The 17,047-nt window shown below is 37.5% G+C and carries 17 protein-coding genes; 11 read left to right on the forward strand and 6 right to left on the reverse strand.

From position 1 onward, the window contains the following. The 9 genes from V7M80_RS09180 to V7M80_RS09220 form a co-directional block, all read left to right on the forward strand. Positions 1-808: hypothetical protein (locus tag V7M80_RS09180; RefSeq protein ID WP_333695590.1), on the forward strand; the 808-nt coding region annotated here is incomplete at its 5' end. Between the two features lie 39 nt (positions 809-847). After that, complete coding sequence (locus tag V7M80_RS09185) at positions 848-2,167, forward strand: glycosyltransferase family 2 protein (RefSeq protein ID WP_333695591.1); 1,320 nt, start codon at positions 848-850, stop codon at positions 2,165-2,167. Next, complete coding sequence (locus tag V7M80_RS09190; protein ID WP_333695592.1) at positions 2,164-3,153, forward strand: GNAT family N-acetyltransferase; 990 nt, start codon at positions 2,164-2,166, stop codon at positions 3,151-3,153. The genes V7M80_RS09185 and V7M80_RS09190 overlap by 4 nt, the downstream gene beginning before the upstream one ends. Further along, positions 3,140-3,970, forward strand: coding sequence for a polysaccharide deacetylase family protein (locus tag V7M80_RS09195; RefSeq protein WP_333695593.1), 831 nt, complete (start codon positions 3,140-3,142; stop codon positions 3,968-3,970). Before V7M80_RS09190 ends, V7M80_RS09195 begins: the two co-directional genes overlap by 14 nt. 72 nt (positions 3,971-4,042) lie before the next feature. Next, positions 4,043-5,140, forward strand: a complete 1,098-nt coding sequence (locus V7M80_RS09200) for a glycosyltransferase family 4 protein (RefSeq protein WP_333695594.1) — start codon at positions 4,043-4,045, stop codon at positions 5,138-5,140. Beyond that, complete coding sequence (locus V7M80_RS09205) at positions 5,133-6,269, forward strand: glycosyltransferase (RefSeq protein ID WP_333695595.1); 1,137 nt, start codon at positions 5,133-5,135, stop codon at positions 6,267-6,269. The genes V7M80_RS09200 and V7M80_RS09205 overlap by 8 nt, the downstream gene beginning before the upstream one ends. A 21-nt stretch (positions 6,270-6,290) precedes the next feature. Continuing rightward, on the forward strand, positions 6,291-7,649 hold the full coding sequence (locus tag V7M80_RS09210) for an O-antigen ligase family protein (protein WP_333695596.1): 1,359 nt from the start codon (positions 6,291-6,293) through the stop codon (positions 7,647-7,649). Beyond that, complete coding sequence (locus tag V7M80_RS09215) at positions 7,600-8,610, forward strand: glycosyltransferase family 4 protein (RefSeq protein WP_333695597.1); 1,011 nt, start codon at positions 7,600-7,602, stop codon at positions 8,608-8,610. The genes V7M80_RS09210 and V7M80_RS09215 overlap by 50 nt, the downstream gene beginning before the upstream one ends. 47 nt (positions 8,611-8,657) lie before the next feature. Beyond that, positions 8,658-10,052, forward strand: coding sequence for a sugar transferase (locus V7M80_RS09220; protein ID WP_333695598.1), 1,395 nt, complete (start codon positions 8,658-8,660; stop codon positions 10,050-10,052). 7 nt (positions 10,053-10,059) lie between these two features. On the opposite strand, the gene V7M80_RS09225 is transcribed toward V7M80_RS09220, so the two are convergent. Together V7M80_RS09225 and V7M80_RS09230 are read right to left on the reverse strand one after the other, a co-directional pair. Continuing rightward, on the reverse strand, positions 10,060-11,172 hold the full coding sequence (locus tag V7M80_RS09225; RefSeq protein WP_333695599.1) for a lipoprotein N-acyltransferase Lnb domain-containing protein: 1,113 nt from the start codon (positions 11,170-11,172) through the stop codon (positions 10,060-10,062). A gap of 2 nt (positions 11,173-11,174) precedes the next feature. Beyond that, a complete protein-coding gene (locus V7M80_RS09230) occupies positions 11,175-12,158 on the reverse strand; it encodes a PorV/PorQ family protein (RefSeq protein WP_333695654.1) in 984 nt (327 codons plus the stop codon). 248 nt (positions 12,159-12,406) lie between these two features. On the opposite strand from V7M80_RS09230, the gene V7M80_RS09235 reads away from it, so the two are divergent. Beyond that, the gene (locus V7M80_RS09235) at positions 12,407-13,141 is read left to right on the forward strand and encodes a CDP-alcohol phosphatidyltransferase family protein (protein WP_333695600.1); all 735 of its coding nucleotides are present in this window, start codon (positions 12,407-12,409) and stop codon (positions 13,139-13,141) included. Positions 13,142-13,144: 3 nt separating this feature from the next. After that, positions 13,145-13,996 (forward strand): glycoside hydrolase family 25 protein, encoded by an 852-nt coding sequence (locus tag V7M80_RS09240; RefSeq protein ID WP_333695601.1) that lies wholly within the window; start codon positions 13,145-13,147, stop codon positions 13,994-13,996. On the opposite strand, the gene lptB is transcribed toward V7M80_RS09240, so the two are convergent. The 4 genes from lptB to V7M80_RS09260 all read right to left on the reverse strand — a co-directional run bounded on the left by lptB (position 13,993) and on the right by V7M80_RS09260 (position 16,969). Continuing rightward, positions 13,993-14,733 carry an LPS export ABC transporter ATP-binding protein gene (gene lptB, locus V7M80_RS09245; RefSeq protein WP_333695602.1) on the reverse strand — a complete coding sequence of 247 codons (741 nt, stop codon included), beginning with the start codon at positions 14,731-14,733 and terminating at the stop codon, positions 13,993-13,995. The two genes, V7M80_RS09240 and lptB, sit on opposite strands and share 4 nt — an antisense overlap. Before the next feature lie 94 nt (positions 14,734-14,827). Next, positions 14,828-15,175: a carboxymuconolactone decarboxylase family protein gene (locus tag V7M80_RS09250; protein ID WP_333695603.1), complete on the reverse strand. Its 348-nt coding sequence runs from the start codon at positions 15,173-15,175 to the stop codon at positions 14,828-14,830. 7 nt (positions 15,176-15,182) lie between these two features. Further along, entirely contained in the window at positions 15,183-16,004 is an 822-nt protein-coding gene (gene tatC / locus V7M80_RS09255; protein WP_333695604.1) for a twin-arginine translocase subunit TatC, read from the reverse strand. Next, complete coding sequence (locus tag V7M80_RS09260; protein WP_333695605.1) at positions 16,004-16,969, reverse strand: KpsF/GutQ family sugar-phosphate isomerase; 966 nt, start codon at positions 16,967-16,969, stop codon at positions 16,004-16,006. Before V7M80_RS09260 ends, tatC begins: the two co-directional genes overlap by 1 nt. Positions 16,970-17,047 lie beyond the last annotated feature (78 nt).

Here is a 17,047-nt window from a genome sequence, read left to right on the forward strand (position 1 = left end):
TTTGAGTTTGAAATTTTTGGAACGCTCTGTTTTTTACAAACCTCAATTTGTGAAAAATGCCTTTCCGTCTACTTCATTTGATTATGTTGTTTTAGGGTCGAGTACCGGATTGACTACATTAGATACGCAATTGATTGATTCGCTAACCGGAAAAAAGGGGGTCAATTTTAGTATGGATGATACTTCCATGAGTTCCCATTATTTGATGTTGCAACATTTGTATGCTTGTGGGCATACTACCCAAACGGTTGTATTGGCTTTGGTTCCTGAGGATGTCTCTAATGCTACACCCCAATTAAGTGCCAATGATTATCGATTTTTACCGCACATTCGCGAAGCACATGTGCACGATTATTTTAAAACTTTGGATTCGGATTTTTTTTCGGTTTACACTACAACCCGTTACCTCCCTTTGATTGGGGTGAGTTATTTTAACACCGAGTTGTTTTATCCTTCTTTATTGGTAGCCATTCAACCTCAAAAGCGAAATCGTTTTGATGCCTTTGGGAATTACAGTTATCCCGAAGTACAAGCCCAGTTGCCCAAATTTTCCGGTTTGCAGTATAAAAAACCCGAAATCAGGAATCCTTATTTGGAGCGAATTGTTCGTTTTTGTGAAGAGCATTCTATTTCTTTGGTTTTGTATCAATCGCCCTTGTATGCTACACGTTGCGAGTATCCTGCATCTTACAACGTACTTAATCATTCGGATTTGATTTCAGATAAAATGCTGTTTTATGACCGCTTGCATGTAAATGCAAAAGGAAGGAGATTGTGTTCGGAAATTTTTGCCCGTAACTTTAAATGATTAGCTTTGAATAATCAATTTTAACGCGGTTCTCAACTTATGCTTTTTTCTTTTCTTCGATATGTAAAACCTACTTGGTACTTTAACTTGAGGCCTAAGCAGGATTATGCTTATTTTCCGAGTCAAGAGCAATTGCTTCAGAACTCAATTTCATTTGAAAAAGATTTGGGTTACCAAAGTGCAGAGGCCTGTGAGCGGGATTTGGCTTGGACTGCATTTCAAAGAGGCGTGATTCAAAGTAAGCCTGAAGCAGGATTGAATGTTTGGAATACTCCCAAGCTCCCATTGGCAGACGAATACCGTTTTTTAAGAAAAAATGTACATGTAGCTTGGGTTGTTTATACTTTATTATTGCGGGTATTGACCTTTCATAATCCCTTTGCAGAATTTGCCGCTTTTTGGAAAACGCGTCATGTATCTCGTTTTGATTATGCCAACCAAGCTTTACCTTATTCTGCCTACGATTCTTTTGAAAGTCCCTTATTGGCAGAACGTCCCTTTGTTTCAGTTGTAATTCCCACACTCAATCGCTATTCCTATTTGAAAGATGTTTTACGGGATTTGGAACGCCAAACCTATACCCATTTTGAAGTACTCCTAGTAGATCAATCGGAACCTTTTGATGCGACTTTCTACGAAGGGTGGAATTTGGATTTGCATTTTTGGTACCAAAAAGAGAAAGCTTTGTGGAAAGCTCGAAACGAAGCCATTCAGAAAGCTAAGGGTTCCTATATTTTGTTGTATGATGATGATTCTTTGGTTGACCCCGATTGGATTGAACACCATTTGAAAACCTTAGATTTTTTTCAAGCCGATTTATCTTCCGGAGTATCCTTGAGTGTAGTAGGAGCCGAGATCCCGAAACATTACCGTTATTTTCGTTGGAGTGATCAATTAGATACCGGAAATGTACTCTTGAAAAAGTCGGTTTTTGAAAGCATAGGGTATTTTGATTTGCAATTTGAGAAACAACGCATGGGGGACGGGGAGTATGGATTACGCTGTTATTTGAATGGATTTAAAAACATATCCAATTGTAAAGCCAAGCGAATTCATTTGAAAGTTTCAGAAGGCGGATTGCGTCAAATGGGGAGTTGGGACGGTTGGCGACCCAAGAAATTACTCGGGCCGAGACCGGTTCCCAGTGTATTGTATTTAAGTAGAAAGTATTTTGGTGCAGCTTTATCCAGGTACTATATTTTGCAGTCTATTTTGCCTTCTTTAGTCCCTTATCGATTGAAAAAGAACAAGTTTTTGTTGTTTTTGTCTTTTGTGTTTATTCCGCTTTTATTGCCTTTGGTTTTGTTTCAAGTATTCAAATCATGGCGTATGAGTTCTAAAATGTTGGCAGCGGTATGATAGAAATAAAACCTTACGGACCGGAGTGGGAGAATGCCCATTCTGATTTTGCTTTGCGTCATTGGACCAAAACCAGACGCAGAATCCCGTCATACATATATTGGAAATTTAGGTCAAAACCCGGCGTGTCTACCCATTCATTTTTATTAGCTGTTGATGGTTCCAAAGTCATAGGTCAATTTGGTGTAATACCGGTTTGGCTCCAAGTTGAAGGAGAGCGAATAGCCGCTCAATGGGCCTGTGATTTAATGATAGATCCGGAATACAGAGGGCAAGGTGTTGCCCAATTATTGTATGAGGCTGCTCATGCGAATTGCCCCATAACTCTGGGAAGTGATCCTAGTCCTTCAGCATCCAAATCTATGAAACGCATGGGGTATCAATCCTTATCAGGTGGTTTCAAATATGTATTTCCTTATCGATTGGGAGATTTGCTGCGTTATAAAAAGAAGTCTATACCGGTTTTAAATTGGATACCCAATCCTTTTTTAGTTGCCGTTCGTTTGTTTTCAATTTTTAATCGTTCATTGTACCAAGAAATTTCACCCAATAAATATACGTCTCACAAAACTTCATTTGATTTGAGTGTTGTGGGTATAGAACAGGATGATTCTTTTGTAGCTTGGCGTTATCCGAGTTTTGAAAATTATTACTCCGGTGTTCGCTGTTTTTCTACAAATTTTGGTTTATCTTTTTCCGGCTATTTTCAAAATGATAGGTTTTATGTAGCCTCCTATACAGCCCAGACCTATAAGGAGTTGTGGAAAATGTTGCAACACCTCCTTTTGTTGAAATCCAATAGTCAGGGTAGTATTCGGATTTTAGCTTCGAATCATTTGGTTGATAAGCGATTGCGGCGTTTGGGGTTTATTCGTTTTGGAACCCCTACTGAAATTATTTTTTACACTGCAGATTTGTCTTTGAAAAAACTATTACTGACCAAAACTTTTTTTTACACCTATATTGATTCTGATGAAAACATTTAAAACAAAGAAAATTATACTTATTTGGGATTTTGATGGTGGTATTGGTCAGGTTAATTCAACCTATCCTTATAATTTTCATTTTGAGAATTTTGAAACCGAGATAGAGAATGTGCGTTTCATTCTTCAAGTTCTTCGAGAAAATGCGTTACGAAGTTGTTTTGCTATAACCGGATTTTCTGCAGAGCCCGGACCTTATCCTTTATTTTTTCCGGATTTAATATCTGAGATTGCTTCTCAAGGACATGAAATTGCATCGCACAGTTGGAAACACGAGTGGATTCCGTTATTTACGGAAAAACAAGTTTCCAAGAGTTTATTTCGAAGTAAAAAAGCTTTAGATGCTGTTCTTCCTACTTTACAGTCTGTTGTTGGTTTTGTTCCCCCTCACAATCGACCCATGACATGGATTTCCAAAGGGGCTTACAGTTTTGGAGATCGCGGACTTTACCCTTTGTTTAAAATGGGAAATTTAGATTCGGTTTTTCCATTATTAAAAGAACAGGGTTACCGTTGGATTCGAATATCGCATCGTTCAATTGCCTCAAAACTATTTAAAAAATTTTCAAATTTAACCGGAAGAACGTATTTGCATCAGGGAGTTTTGGTTTTAGAAAATCATTACAATGGGTTTGATACAAAGGTTTTAGACCATATTTTGTCAACTTCCTATGACACCTATACGGTGAGTGCTCATCCGTTTATGTTGTCTTTAGCTCACAAAAACGAATCGAAAGCGGCCTTTGTTCACTTCATCGAGACTTTATTACAATCCGGGCAATCTATTCAATTTGTTACCCCGAAAGACTTGCTTCCTTAATTACTCTTTTTACCCATAATTTCGGTAAAGCTATTAAAATTTAATACCTTAGCCCACCTAAAAGTTAGCCACTTGAAACGGATTTTTTTTATCACTTCAGAGTTTCCTCCTTTACCCGGTGGTATTGGCAATCACGCCTATCATTTGGCTTTGGCTTTAGTTAAGCAGGGGTATACTGTTTTGGTTTTAACCGATCAACGCTCGGCAAATCTGTCACAAGATTTGGCATTTGACGCCTCTTTGCCCTTTCAAGTACAACGCATTCCCCGGAGTCGTTTTGTGTTTTGGACCTATTGGCAAAGAGTATATCAAGCCGTTCGACTGGGAAAACAATATCACGCAGAAACTGTTATTCTTTCCGGTAAATTTTCACTCTGGCTGGGTGGAATGTTAACCCTTTTATATGCCCCATTTACACTGGCAGTCATTCATGGATCGGAATTAAAAGCCGGTGGTTTTATGAGTCGGTTTTTTACCCGTTGGAGTTTATCCCGATTTACAAAGGTAGTAGCCGTGTCTCGTTTCACGGCAGAATTGGTGCATCAAGTCAAGTCTCATTTGCCTTTACGTGTCATTAATAATGGGTTTGCTATGGAAAAAGTATCTTTTGTACAACGAAATCCGGAACCTTTACGTTTGGTAACTGTTGGCAATGTTACGTATAGAAAAGGGCAACAAAATGTAATTCGAGCTTTACCTCTTCTTGCTTTGCACTATCCTTCTGTTCATTATGATATTGTTGGTTTGCCTACAGAGCAAAAAGCTTTTTCGGTATTGGCTCAATCTTTGGGTGTTTCTGAGCGGGTTACTTTTCATGGGGCATTGGATGCTTCTTCACTTCGTAAAGTATTGGAACAATCGACTCTTTTTATGATGTTGAGTGATCAACTACAAAATGGTGATGTGGAAGGTTTTGGAATTGCGGTTTTAGAGGCCAATTCTATGGGTATTCCGGCATTAGGTTCTCAAAACTCCGGAATAGCCGATGCGATAACAACCGGTTGTAATGGTGTTTTGGTTCCTCCGCACCATCCGGAATCTATTTTGGCTGCTGTATCTCAAGTGTTGCAGGATTATGAAGGGTATCAACAAAGAGCCATTGCTTGGTCTGAGCGATTTCGATGGGATGATATCGTTTTACAGTATTTAGAATGTTTGAAACATGAATAAAAAATTAGTTATTATTTCGCACACGGAACATTATACCGATGGAGGTGTAATTAAAGGTTGGGGGCCAACGGTTCATGAAATCAATTTTTTGGCCGATTATTGGGATGAGGTTGTGCATGTAGGTTGTTATTATACGCATAAGGCCCCGCCCAGTTCGGTGGCATATACGAAGTCTAATATTACCTATGTTCCTATTCCGGCTTATGGAGGTAAAAGTTTGAAGCAAAAATTGGGAATATTTTTCAAAATGCCCGGTATTATTCGAACTGTAAAAAAACAGTTGGTAGGAGCTTCGGCGGTTCAATTGCGAACCCCAACCGCTATGGGATTGTTTTTGTTGCCCTTATTTACCTGGTTTTGGAAACGGGATTATACTTTCTGGGTAAAATATGCGGGTGATTGGGAGCAAGAGCGACCTCCACGTTCGAATGGCTGGCAGCGATGGTTTTTGCAACAAAAATGGGTCAATTATCCGGTTACAATTAATGGATTTTGGCCGCATCAAGCTCCTCAATGTTATTCTTTTGAAAATCCATGTCTTACACAAACGCATTTGGAAGAAGGAGCTGTTTATGCTCAATCCAAAAAATTTGAGCCTCCTTTTGTGCTCAGTTTTGTAGGACGAATTGATCATGTTAAAGGCGTTGATCGAATTTTACACGCCCTGGCAGATGTACCCCCATCATTGATTCAAGAAGTTCACATAATAGGGGATGGACCCGAACGAGCCTCTTGCGAACTTTTGGCTCAAAGTTTACCCCATACCATTTTGTTTCATGGGTATTTGGATCGTCCTGAGGTACATTCTTTTTTAAAAAAATCGGATTTCTTTATGTTACCCAGCACCAATGAAGGGTTTCCTAAAGTTATAGCCGAGGCTGCTTGTTATGGAGTGATTCCTATAGTTTCGAATGTGAGTAGTATAAAACATTATTTGAATGAAGCGAATGGTTTTGTTTGGGATATTCACAGTGCTACCTCTTATTCCAGTGTAGTTTCATTGGCTTTGAATTCAACTCCCGAACAATTGAAAAAGACTTCAACGGCTATTCAAGAATTGGCAAAATTATTTACATTTGATCATTATCTTTACAAACTCCGAAAACATGTCTTTGGGACCCATTCTTAGGCCTTTTTCTAATTCAAACGCATGAAAGATTTACCTTATTTACGGTTAGTTATTGCCCATGTACTTTTAGGTATACTTATATATGCTCTGCCTGCTCTTTCGGTAGCTTTTGGACTTTTGATTTTTTTGGTGGGTTTAGTTTGGGTATTTCGAAACAGTAATGCCAATGAAGAAGCTTTATTGGTTTGTGCTTATTTGGTAGGCTCTGAAGTTTTTTTGCGAATGACCAAAGGTACTGTCAATCATGAATTTACCAAATATTCTATCATGATTCTTTTAGCTTTAGGTATGTATTTCAAAGGATTTTCCAAAAATGCAGTAGCGTACGGACTGTTTTTTATACTCTTATTACCCGGCATTGTTTTGGGGATGATAGAAGTAAGTGAAGAGGAGCGGTTTCGTCAGATTATGATGTTTAATTTATCTGGTCCTTTGAGTTTAATTATTGCCTCTATTTATTGTTACAGTCGCAAGATATCATTTGCCAAGTTACAAGAAGTTTTGTTATGGGCGGGATTGCCTATAGTCAGTTGTGCTACTTATTTGGTTTTATATACACCGGATTTGAAAGAAGTTTTAATAAACACCGGATCCAATTTTGCTACATCGGGTGGTTTTGGCCCCAATCAGGTAGCAACCATTTTAGGATTTGGTATGTTTGTATTCTTTTCTAGGTTATTGCTAGCTTCACCAACCAAGTTGCAATTGTTGGTTAATTCCCTTTTAGTTGTATTTTTAACCTACAGGGGCTTACTCACTTTTTCTCGCGGTGGGGTAATAACCGGATTTTTTATGATAGCCCTTTTAGTAGGTGTGGTTTATTTACAAGGTAATTCTAACGCCCGATTTAAAATGACCTTTTTGTTGGGAGGATTTGCCGGAGCTTTGTTTTTGGTTTGGCTTTATACTTCTTTGGTAACCAGTGGTTTGATTGATAAAAGATATGCCAATCAAGATGCTCAAGGAAGGGAGAAGCAGAGTTTACTTTCCGGTCGTGAAGGTATTTCTATCACCGAAATTGAATTGTTTTTAGAGAATCCCTTTTTTGGGGGAGGAGTGGGTAGTGGAACGGTTTATCGCAAAGCCAAGTTTGATTTGGTAATGGCGTCTCATAACGAAATAACTCGCATGTTGGGAGAGCATGGACTTTTGGGCATATTGGGATTGCTTATTTTGTTGTTCACCCCCTTACTTTTGTATTTGGACAATAAATACCATTATTTTATACTGTGTTTTATGGCATTTTGGTTTTTAACTTTAAACCATGCTGCCATGCGAACAGCGGCCCCCTCCTTTATTTATGCCCTTTCATTGTTAAAAGTAGGTATGCATGAAAAAACTTTTGTATTTAGGAAACGCGTTATCCCAACACGGCATTAATGTGTCTACAGTAGAAACACTTACCCCTTTGTTACAAAATGAAGGGTATGAAGTTGTTGTAGCCTCCTCACAAAAAAATATGGTCTTTCGTTTTCTAGACATGTTTTATGTTACTTTGCGATATGCTCGAAAATCTGATTATGTTTTGATAGATACCTACAGCACTTTGAATTTTTGGTATGCTGTTTTGGTAAGTCAGTTGTGTCGTTTGTTGCGAGCTAAGTACATTCCAATTTTACATGGAGGAAATTTACCAGGACGAATTCAAAAACAGCCTTTTCTGACAGCTCTTGTTTTCAAGAATTCCTATTGTAATGTGGTTCCTTCGGCCTATTTGAGAGTTGCTTTGGAGGCTTCGGGCATACCTCGTATTGTCTCGATTCCCAATACCCTTTCCATAGAAAATTATCCCTTTTTGAAACGTACTTCATTTGAACCGCGATTGTTATGGGTTCGTGCCTTTGACTCCATCTACAATCCAGAGATGGCATTTCAGGTTTTACAAAATATAATAACTTCCTATCCGCAAGCCCGTTTAACTATGGTGGGACCTTTTAAAGGCCTATCGAAAGAAGCGATGACCCAAATGGTTGCTCGTTACAATTTGCCGGTTGAAATTAAAGGTCGATTAACCAAATCCGAATGGATTTCTCTTTCGGAATCGTATGATTTTTTTATCAATACCACGCATTTTGACAATATGCCGGTGAGTGTTATGGAGGCTATGGCTTTAGGTTTACCGGTACTGTCTACGCGAGTAGGAGGGTTACCTTATTTGATTTCTGAAGGCGAAACCGGAATATTAGTTCCCGATTCGGATGCAATGGCTATGGCCAAAGCCTTAGAACATTGCATTTTAAATCCGGATGAAACTCAGAAAATGACTCAAAAGGCACGTTATCAGGTAGAACAGTTGGATTGGCAAATTGTTAAAAATCAGTGGAAAGAAGTTTTGAAATAACTTTAACATTTGTATACTTTTAATTACATTGCACCCTAAAAACATCGATGAACAGCAAAAAGAAAATACATTTTGAAGTTTCCGAGCGAAAAATACTACTTCGCTTGTTTGATGTATTTTCGGTATTGCTTTCCCTTTATTTGGTTGGCATCATTTTTAATTTCAAGTATTTTTACATTACCGTTTACAATTACCAATGGACTGTAGTATTGGGGACTTACATACTGCTTATTGGTTCTGTTTTTGAAATGTATAATTTACAGGTAGCTAGCAATCAATTTCAAGCCATTCGAAGTATAATACTAACTTCGTTTACTACGGTAATTGTTTATTTGTTTACCCCAATTTTAACACCGGAGCTCCCTTCAAATCGGATACAGATTGTCTATTTTTTCGTTGCTATTTTTGTTGCTTTATTGATATGGCGTATGTTTTACCAAAAGTATTTGGCATCTCATCGCTTTGAAAAGAAAGTCATCTTGGTTTGCGAAAGTGAACAAGCGGATGAATTGATTCAGGGTTTGAAAAGTATAGACCCGCATTATACTATAATTGCATTGGTAGATGCCGAGTATGGCGAGTCGCGTTCTATACCCAATTCTTCCATTCAAATGGTTCCTTTGGCTAAACTCGAAAGGTTTGTGTCTCAAAATTCAATTTCCGAAATTGTTGTTGCCACACAAAAAACCGAGGCTATTACAGTAGATTTGTACAATAAATTATTATTGTTGTTGGAGAACGGATTTACCATTCGAGAATATACCCATGTGTATGAAAATTTAACACAACGCATACCGGTACAATATGTAGCCCAAGATTTTTATCGCTATTTCCCATTTAGCCGGAGCAATCAAAATCAGTTGTATTTGTTATTGATACGTTTGTTTGATATTGTTATCGCTTTAGTGGGCATTGGTGTTGGAATGGCTTTGCTTCCGTTTTTGTTTGTTGGAAATTTAATAGGAAATAGAGGGAAGATGTTTTATACTCAAGTTCGTGTTGGACAAAACGGTAAAGATTTTCGCATTATCAAATTTCGTACTATGGTTAAAAATGCGGAACAACATGGTGCTGTTTTTGCAACAGCCAATGATGTGCGAATTACCCCTTTTGGTAAGTTTCTTCGAAAAACCCGAATAGATGAATTTCCACAGTTTTTAAATATTTTAATGGGCGAAATGGCGGTAATTGGGCCCAGACCGGAACGCCCTGTATTTGTTAATGAAATTGCTGAGGTTATGCCTTTTTACCAAACTCGGCATGTTATAAAACCTGGACTAACGGGTTGGGCCCAGGTGAATTATTCCTATGGTGATTCTATAGATGACAGTTTGATTAAATTACAGTACGATTTGTATTACATCAAGCACCGAAGTATCTTTTTGGATATCAATATTTTAATCAAAACGTTGAGCACCATTTTGTTTTATCGAGGTCAATAAATGCTACTTATTTTCTTTGTTCCCACTTTAATACCATAAAGCCTATTGTTGCTCCAATGGGCAGCATTAACCAGAAATGGGCTTTGTTTAGTAGGAATACAAAATAGATTCCCATACTTATAGCCAGTAAAATTTTCCAACGTTTTAGTGCTGTAGGATTTGAATTTTTGTAGAAGTAAAGGGCCCCTAAGAGTAAAGGATTGAAAAGTAAAATGTTATAGTTTTGTGTAACTTCAATATGATTTGAATAAAATCCAACACCTATTAGTACTAGTCCCAAAACTCCCATTAAGGAAAGGAAAATGGTGTTTACTATTCTTTTATTTACCAAAACTATACCCAATAAAATCAGTAAAAAAGTGTAAGGCGTATTCCAAAGCGATTTTTTGTCGAGATTGGCATCTTTTTCGAAAATCTTTTGCATGGGTTGGGCTATTTTTTTTCCTTGTATTGTGGTTTTATCCAAGGTATTCATGAGTTCAATGGGTAAAAAGAGCTGAGTCGCATCGTGATCTGTCAGATATCCAAAAAGAATATTGATTCCCAATTTTTCATAAAATAAATCTTCCATAAACGGATTTAAAACCTTTCTGTAGCTTAGGTCTTTGGGGTTTGTTTTGAACACTAGGGGTTCGGGGAATTCACTATTGATGAGGTCTACGACTTTGGTTGTGCAATTGGTATGGATGAATTTGTAGGTGTAGAATTTATCATCCGAAAACAGTATTTTATTCAACTTGTCAAAAAGGTTCTGTTTTTGGGTTTGGGTAAGTTCAAGTTTTTGTTCGTAAACACTTCTGTTTTCGAGGGTATAGGCATAAATAAAATTTTCATAAGAGGTATTGGCCACAAAGTATTGTAAATCTCCTTTTACGAATTTTAAATAAAAATTGGGCGTTCTAAAATCAAACATTCCAAAATTATAAACTATATCAAGTCCTCTAACGGGATCGGCAATGCGAATGGCTGTGTGTCCAAAAATAGCATGGAGTTCGGTGCCACTACCGCAAGTAAGTATACTTATTTGGGATTCGTAAGATAGCGGATAGTTTTGACTGTAACTTTTGTATGAAATACAGCTTAGGCCCAGTATAAACAGATATAGTACATATTTTGTCATGATTAGCGAAATATACCCATGTCGATTTTAAGTGAAAAAATATTGGAGTATAAAGCAGCACTTTGGTCGCCTATATCCGTTAAAGCATAATCAATTTGAATTCCTTTGTATTTGAAACCCAGTCCGATATTGGGTTGAAAACCGATTCGTTCGGTATTGTCAATTTGTCTAACATTCTGAAAATTACCCACGCCGGCTCTAAAGAATACCAAATCGGTATAGCCGAATTCAAAACCCAAAGCCGGATCGATACTCACAACGCTGGTTGCAAAAATATCATTGGTTCTTGCAAATTGCATATTTAGGTTTACGGCTGCCAATAGAGTATAGTCATAGCGAATTTCAAATTTTCTGGAAATTCCCAACTGAGCTTTGGGTAGCGTAATTTCGGTGCTTTCCGGGAGATCTTGATTTTCACCCGGAATAGCATCGGCTATTTTTTCATATTCTTCTTCGTCTATATTCCAAATATTGTAGGTAGTAGTAATGTCACGGAGCATGAGTCCAAATTTCCAATCGTTTCTCTCAAATTGGATACCCACGTCTATACCAAAACCCCAAGAATTGGCAAATTTACCAATGATTCTGCGGATTACTTTGGCATTTACACCGTATTGCCAACCGGGAACTTGAAGACTTCTGGCATAAGAAAATGTAGCACCATAATCGGCGGTCGAGAATTTGCTGATTCGATTGTAATCGATATTTCCTTCGCTGTCAATAAGTTGAGTGGTGTTCAAAATGTCGTCAACTCCAAAACGAATAAGTGAAATACCCCAAGCACTTCTGTCGTCTATAGGCATAGCAAAAGCAGCATAATCATATTGGGCAATGTTTGCAAAGTAACTGGCATGCATGAGAGCCAACTGATTGTCTTCCAGGTGAATTAATCCTGCGGGATTCCAATAGCCGGAATTCACATCTGAAGTACTGGCAGTTACCGCATTTGACATTCCCAATGCTGCAGCATCCACACCAATATTCATAAACTCGTTCGAATATTTCCGTATGGCTTGACTCATTCCCCAAAAAGGAAGGAGTAGAATGGCAACTAAAAGAGTCTTTTTCAATTTATTTTTTTTAACGACCTTTATTTTGTACAATTTTTTCCAAAAATAGGAATTTTAGACCGATATTATTCAAATTCAGGTCTCCTTTTTATGTGAACAAAATATCCTTTAGAAACGTTTCTATTTAAGACTTATTGTATTATTTTTGTTTTAAACTTACGTTTATGAATTTCACCTCCAAAATTCCGAATACCCTTACTTTGCTTAATCTGTTTTCCGGTTGTATGGCTATGCTTCACGTGTCTGAGCAGCAGTATCCTATGGCTTTTGCTTTTGTGTGTTTGGGTATCTTTTTTGATTTTTTTGATGGTTTTTTTGCTCGTTTATTCAACGTTCAGAGTGCCTTGGGATTGCAGTTGGATTCATTGGCAGATATGGTTACCAGTGGTTTAGTTCCGGGTTTTGTGATGTATCAACTTTTGGCCAACACCCAAACTGATGGTGGCTTTTTGCTTTGGAATACTTTTGAGTTTTTCCCCCTCTTACCCTTGTTGGGTTTTGTTATTACTTTGGCTTCGTGTTACCGTTTGGGTAAGTTTAATATTGATACCCGCCAAACGGATTCGTTTATTGGTTTGCCAACGCCTGCCAACGCTTTGTTCATCTTGAGCTTGCCCCTTTTGTTGGAAAAAACGGATTTTGAAATTTTGGCCACTCTTTTAACTCATCCCTATTTCTTATTGGGAGTTACTTTTTTGAGTGCTTTTTTACTAAATGCAGAAATCCCATTGTTTTCATTAAAATTTAAGTCGGCTTCATGGGAAGATTCCAAATATCCATTTTTATTGTTGGCTACTTCGCTAGTTCTTTTGGTATTTTTTCAATGGGCGGCCATTCCATTGATTGTTTTGATTTATGTAGTATTGTCTTTGATTCAAAATCGATTTTCAAATTCCTAGGGTATGCGAAAACCTCGGTCTAAGCGTTCGGTGAATCGAAAATCTCCCCAGCGAAAATCGGGAAAAAGAGGAATTCCATTAGGCTGGGTTATTGGTTTTGTAATTCTTTTGGGTCTTTGTTTTTCGGTATATCATTACCGTACGGTTTTGGCTTATTATTTTAGTTTTAAATCAAAGCATTCCCTTTCAACTTCGGCTTCAAAAGTAGAAGAAGCCCATGTTTTTCAGGTTTTATCTCGACATCCTCACTATGTGTTTGGGTTTGATGTTTCGGAATATCAGGGCGATATTGCATGGGAAAAGGTGAGTACAGTTGCCGATACTTTTCAATTGCATTTTGTTTTTATTCGAGCAACTGCCGGAAAAGATAAAGTTGATGCACGATTTAAGACCAATTGGGCATCGGCACGAAAGCAAAAGTTTATTCGAGGGGCATATCATTATTACAGACCCAACGAAAATTCCATTTTACAGGCTCAAAATTTTATTCGTCAGGTTGCATTGGAAAAAGGCGATTTACCTCCGGTACTCGATATTGAAAATTTACCCAAAGTTCAATCTATGGATAGTTTAAAAGTGGGATTAAAACGTTGGCTTACCACTGTAGAAGCTCATTATGGGATTAAACCTATTATCTATTCGGGGGAAAGTTATTATACTGATTTTTTAGCAAAAGAATTCAAAGGCTATCCGTTTTGGATAGCCAATTACAATTTTTTTGTGGAGTCACCCAAGGAAAATTGGCTTTTTTGGCAGTTTTCAGAAAAGGGAAGTGTTTCCGGAATACAAGGTCTTGTGGATATCAACTTATTTCAAGGGACACCCAAAATGTTGCATTACCAGTTGAAGCATTAAAATTCCAGTTTCTTTTTACGAAGTTCGAAATTCTGACCTAAGTATACTTTTCGTACCATTTCGTCTTCGGCTAACTCCTCGGGTTTGCCGGCTTTTAAGATTCCACCTTCAAACATCAAATAGGTTTTGTCTGTAATGGCAAGTGTTTCTTGTACGTTGTGGTCGGTAATGAGAATGCCGATATTTTTGTTTTTCAGCTGAGCTACAATGCGTTGAATATCTTCAACTGCAACGGGGTCAACTCCGGCAAAAGGTTCATCTAATAATATGAATTTTGGATCGGTTGCCAAGGCTCGTGCAATTTCAGTTCTTCTTCGTTCGCCACCGGAAAGGAGATCCCCTCTGTTGGTTCGAATATGTTGTAAACTGAATTCATCTATTAAACTTTCCATTTTAGCAATTTGCTCGGCTTTGGAAAGATTAGTCAATTGCAATACACTTAAAATATTGTCTTCGATACTCAATTTTCTAAACACAGAGGCTTCTTGAGCCAAATAACCAATTCCGTTTTGAGCTCTTTTGTACATTGGGAAATCTGTAATTTCCATTTGGTCTAGGTAAATTTTTCCGCTATTGGGTTTTACTAAACCCACAATCATGTAAAATGAGGTTGTTTTACCGGCACCGTTAGGACCCAATAAGCCTACAATTTCACCCTGATTTACTTCAACCGAAACGCCTTTTACAACGCTTCTTCCTTTGTATGTTTTTACAATATTTTCAGCTCTTAATTTCATTTTTCTGAGTTTCTGAGAAACGGAGTACTAAGGTTTTGTGATGCAAATAAACAAATTAATCTTTTACATTGGCATCCGTTAACAGTAGTTTGTGTTATTGTTGGGCTTCCAAATCTTCCCAAAATTCATAGGCTCTTCGCAAATGTGGAATTACGATGGTACCTCCAACTAAGGTGGCTATTCCCATTGCTTCCATCATTTCTTCTCTGGTAATACCGTTTTTGTAACTGGTTTCCAAGTGGTATTTGACACAGTCGTCGCATCTTAAAACGGCAGAAGCAACCAAGCCTAACAATTCTTTTGTTTTTACATCTAAAGCACCCTCGGTATAGGCATTGGTATCCAGATTGAAAATTCTTTTGATTAACAAATTGTTATCGGCTAGTAATTTTTCGTTCATTTTAGAACGGTAGGCATTAAATTCTTGAACACTGTTGGACATAGCTATTTTATTTTAAAGATTCTTTTTCTTGTTTTTTTACGACTACAGCACTTATTAAAATGCTTATTTCGTAGAGTATCATAATGGGTATGGTAACAATAATTTGACTAATTACATCCGGAGGTGTAATGATAGCGGCTAAAATTAAGACGATTACTAAAGCGTATTTGCGGTATTTTCTTAAAAAAGAAGGTGTAATGAGTCCGAGTTTTGATAAAAAATAAATGATTATGGGTAGTTCAAACAATAAACCACTGGCTATTGTTGAGGTTTTAATCATACTGGTATAGGAATCTAAGTTGAATTCGTTAATAATTTCGGGACTTGCAGAAAATGAACCGAAAAAATAGACTGAGAGTGGGGTGATAATGTAATAGCCAAATAATACACCCAGGAAAAATAAAACCGAAGAGACTACAATAAATGCCCGAGCGTATTTTTTCTCGTTATCGTACAATGCCGGACTTATAAATTTCCAAAATTCATATAATATATAGGGAAAACCTACGATAAAACCTACGGTGACACAGGTCCATATTAAAAATGAAACTTGACCTCCCATGGCCGTATTTTGAATGATGAAAGGCATAGAAACCGAACAGATATCGCTGTTTTCAAAACCAAAATATTGTGTAACCTCACAAAAGAAGCGGTAGGTCACAAAATTGGGGTCTTTGGGACCAAATAGAATAGCATTGAATATAAAATCGGTAAAAAAGAATGCTGCTGTAGCCAAAATAAGAACTGCCAGGGTACTTCTGATGAGTAACCATCTCAGTTCTTCGAGGTGGTCTAAAAAAGACATTTCTTTCACTTTATTTGTCGCCATTATACGATGCCTTCTTTTAATATATCATGCAAATGGATTACCCCTTTGTAACTGTTATTTTCGGCTACAATGAGTTGCGTGATAGCAAAATCCTCCATAATGTTTAGAGCTTCAACTACCAAGTTGTGAGGTTGAATCATTTTGGGATTTTGGGTCATAATATCACGAGCAGTAATTCCGCTAATGGTTTCGGTTTTGCTTAGCATTCTTCGAATATCCCCATCAGTAATGATGCCAATGATTTTTTCATTTTCTTCTACTGCAGTTACTCCGAGTCTTTTTTCAGAAATTTCAAAAATTACAGTTTGAATGTTGGCATCCGGAGAGACCGTTGGTTTTTTTGATTCGTCCAACATGTCTTTCACTTGTAATAAAAGTTTTTTTCCGAGTGCTCCTCCCGGATGGTACTTGGCAAAATCTTCGCTTTTAAAATTTCGCAATTGCATTAAACACACGGCCAGACAATCTCCCATAACCAGTTGAGCCGTAGTGCTGTTTGTTGGGGCCAAATTATTAGGACACGCTTCTTTTTCAACGGTTGTATCCAAAACATACTGTGCATTTTTGGCTAAAAAAGAGGTTAAATTGCCTGTCATGGCAATTAACGGATTCCCAAAGCGATTCAGAATAGGAACCAAGATTTTGATTTCCGGACTATTGCCACTTTTGGAGATACAAATCACTACGTCGTCGGGTTGAACCATACCTAAGTCACCGTGAACGGCCTCTGAGGCATGTAGAAAACTGGAAGGTGTTCCGGTAGAGTTAAAAGTAGCAACCATTTTTTGAGCAATGATGGCACTTTTTCCAATTCCGGTTACAACCAGACGCCCTTTGGTATTGTGAATGAGCTCTACTGTTTTTACAAAATCATCGGTTAGTAATTCCGCTAATTTGGCTATCGCCTGACTTTCAGCGATTATGGTTTCTTTGGCGGTTTGCAGAATATTATTTTTTGCTGTCAAAATGCAATAGATATAAAATTTGTACGATTCAAAGAAAGTTGTATCTTTATGGGTGCAAATTTAAATAAAATACCCATA

The sequence above is a fragment of the Flavobacterium sp. genome (assembly GCF_036759525.1).
Classification (GTDB): Bacteria; Bacteroidota; Bacteroidia; order Flavobacteriales; family Flavobacteriaceae; genus Flavobacterium.

What these genes read in the sequence shown, in the direction of transcription:
- V7M80_RS09185 (WP_333695591.1), top strand. Translation starts at nt 848, where the DNA reads ATGCTTTTTTCTTTTCTTCGATATGTAAAACCTACTTGGTACTTTAAC.
- V7M80_RS09190 (WP_333695592.1), top strand. Translation starts at nt 2,164, where the DNA reads ATGATAGAAATAAAACCTTACGGACCGGAGTGGGAGAATGCCCATTCT.
- V7M80_RS09195 (WP_333695593.1), top strand. Translation starts at nt 3,140, where the DNA reads ATGAAAACATTTAAAACAAAGAAAATTATACTTATTTGGGATTTTGAT.
- V7M80_RS09205 (WP_333695595.1), top strand. Translation starts at nt 5,133, where the DNA reads ATGAATAAAAAATTAGTTATTATTTCGCACACGGAACATTATACCGAT.
- V7M80_RS09210 (WP_333695596.1), top strand. Translation starts at nt 6,291, where the DNA reads ATGAAAGATTTACCTTATTTACGGTTAGTTATTGCCCATGTACTTTTA.
- V7M80_RS09215 (WP_333695597.1), top strand. Translation starts at nt 7,600, where the DNA reads ATGAAAAAACTTTTGTATTTAGGAAACGCGTTATCCCAACACGGCATT.
- V7M80_RS09220 (WP_333695598.1), top strand. Translation starts at nt 8,658, where the DNA reads ATGAACAGCAAAAAGAAAATACATTTTGAAGTTTCCGAGCGAAAAATA.
- V7M80_RS09225 (WP_333695599.1), bottom strand. Translation starts at nt 11,172, where the DNA reads ATGACAAAATATGTACTATATCTGTTTATACTGGGCCTAAGCTGTATT.
- V7M80_RS09230 (WP_333695654.1), bottom strand. Translation starts at nt 12,158, where the DNA reads ATGAATATTGGTGTGGATGCTGCAGCATTGGGAATGTCAAATGCGGTA.
- V7M80_RS09235 (WP_333695600.1), top strand. Translation starts at nt 12,407, where the DNA reads ATGAATTTCACCTCCAAAATTCCGAATACCCTTACTTTGCTTAATCTG.
- V7M80_RS09240 (WP_333695601.1), top strand. Translation starts at nt 13,145, where the DNA reads ATGCGAAAACCTCGGTCTAAGCGTTCGGTGAATCGAAAATCTCCCCAG.
- lptB (WP_333695602.1), bottom strand. Translation starts at nt 14,733, where the DNA reads ATGAAATTAAGAGCTGAAAATATTGTAAAAACATACAAAGGAAGAAGC.
- V7M80_RS09250 (WP_333695603.1), bottom strand. Translation starts at nt 15,175, where the DNA reads ATGTCCAACAGTGTTCAAGAATTTAATGCCTACCGTTCTAAAATGAAC.
- tatC (WP_333695604.1), bottom strand. Translation starts at nt 16,004, where the DNA reads ATGGCGACAAATAAAGTGAAAGAAATGTCTTTTTTAGACCACCTCGAA.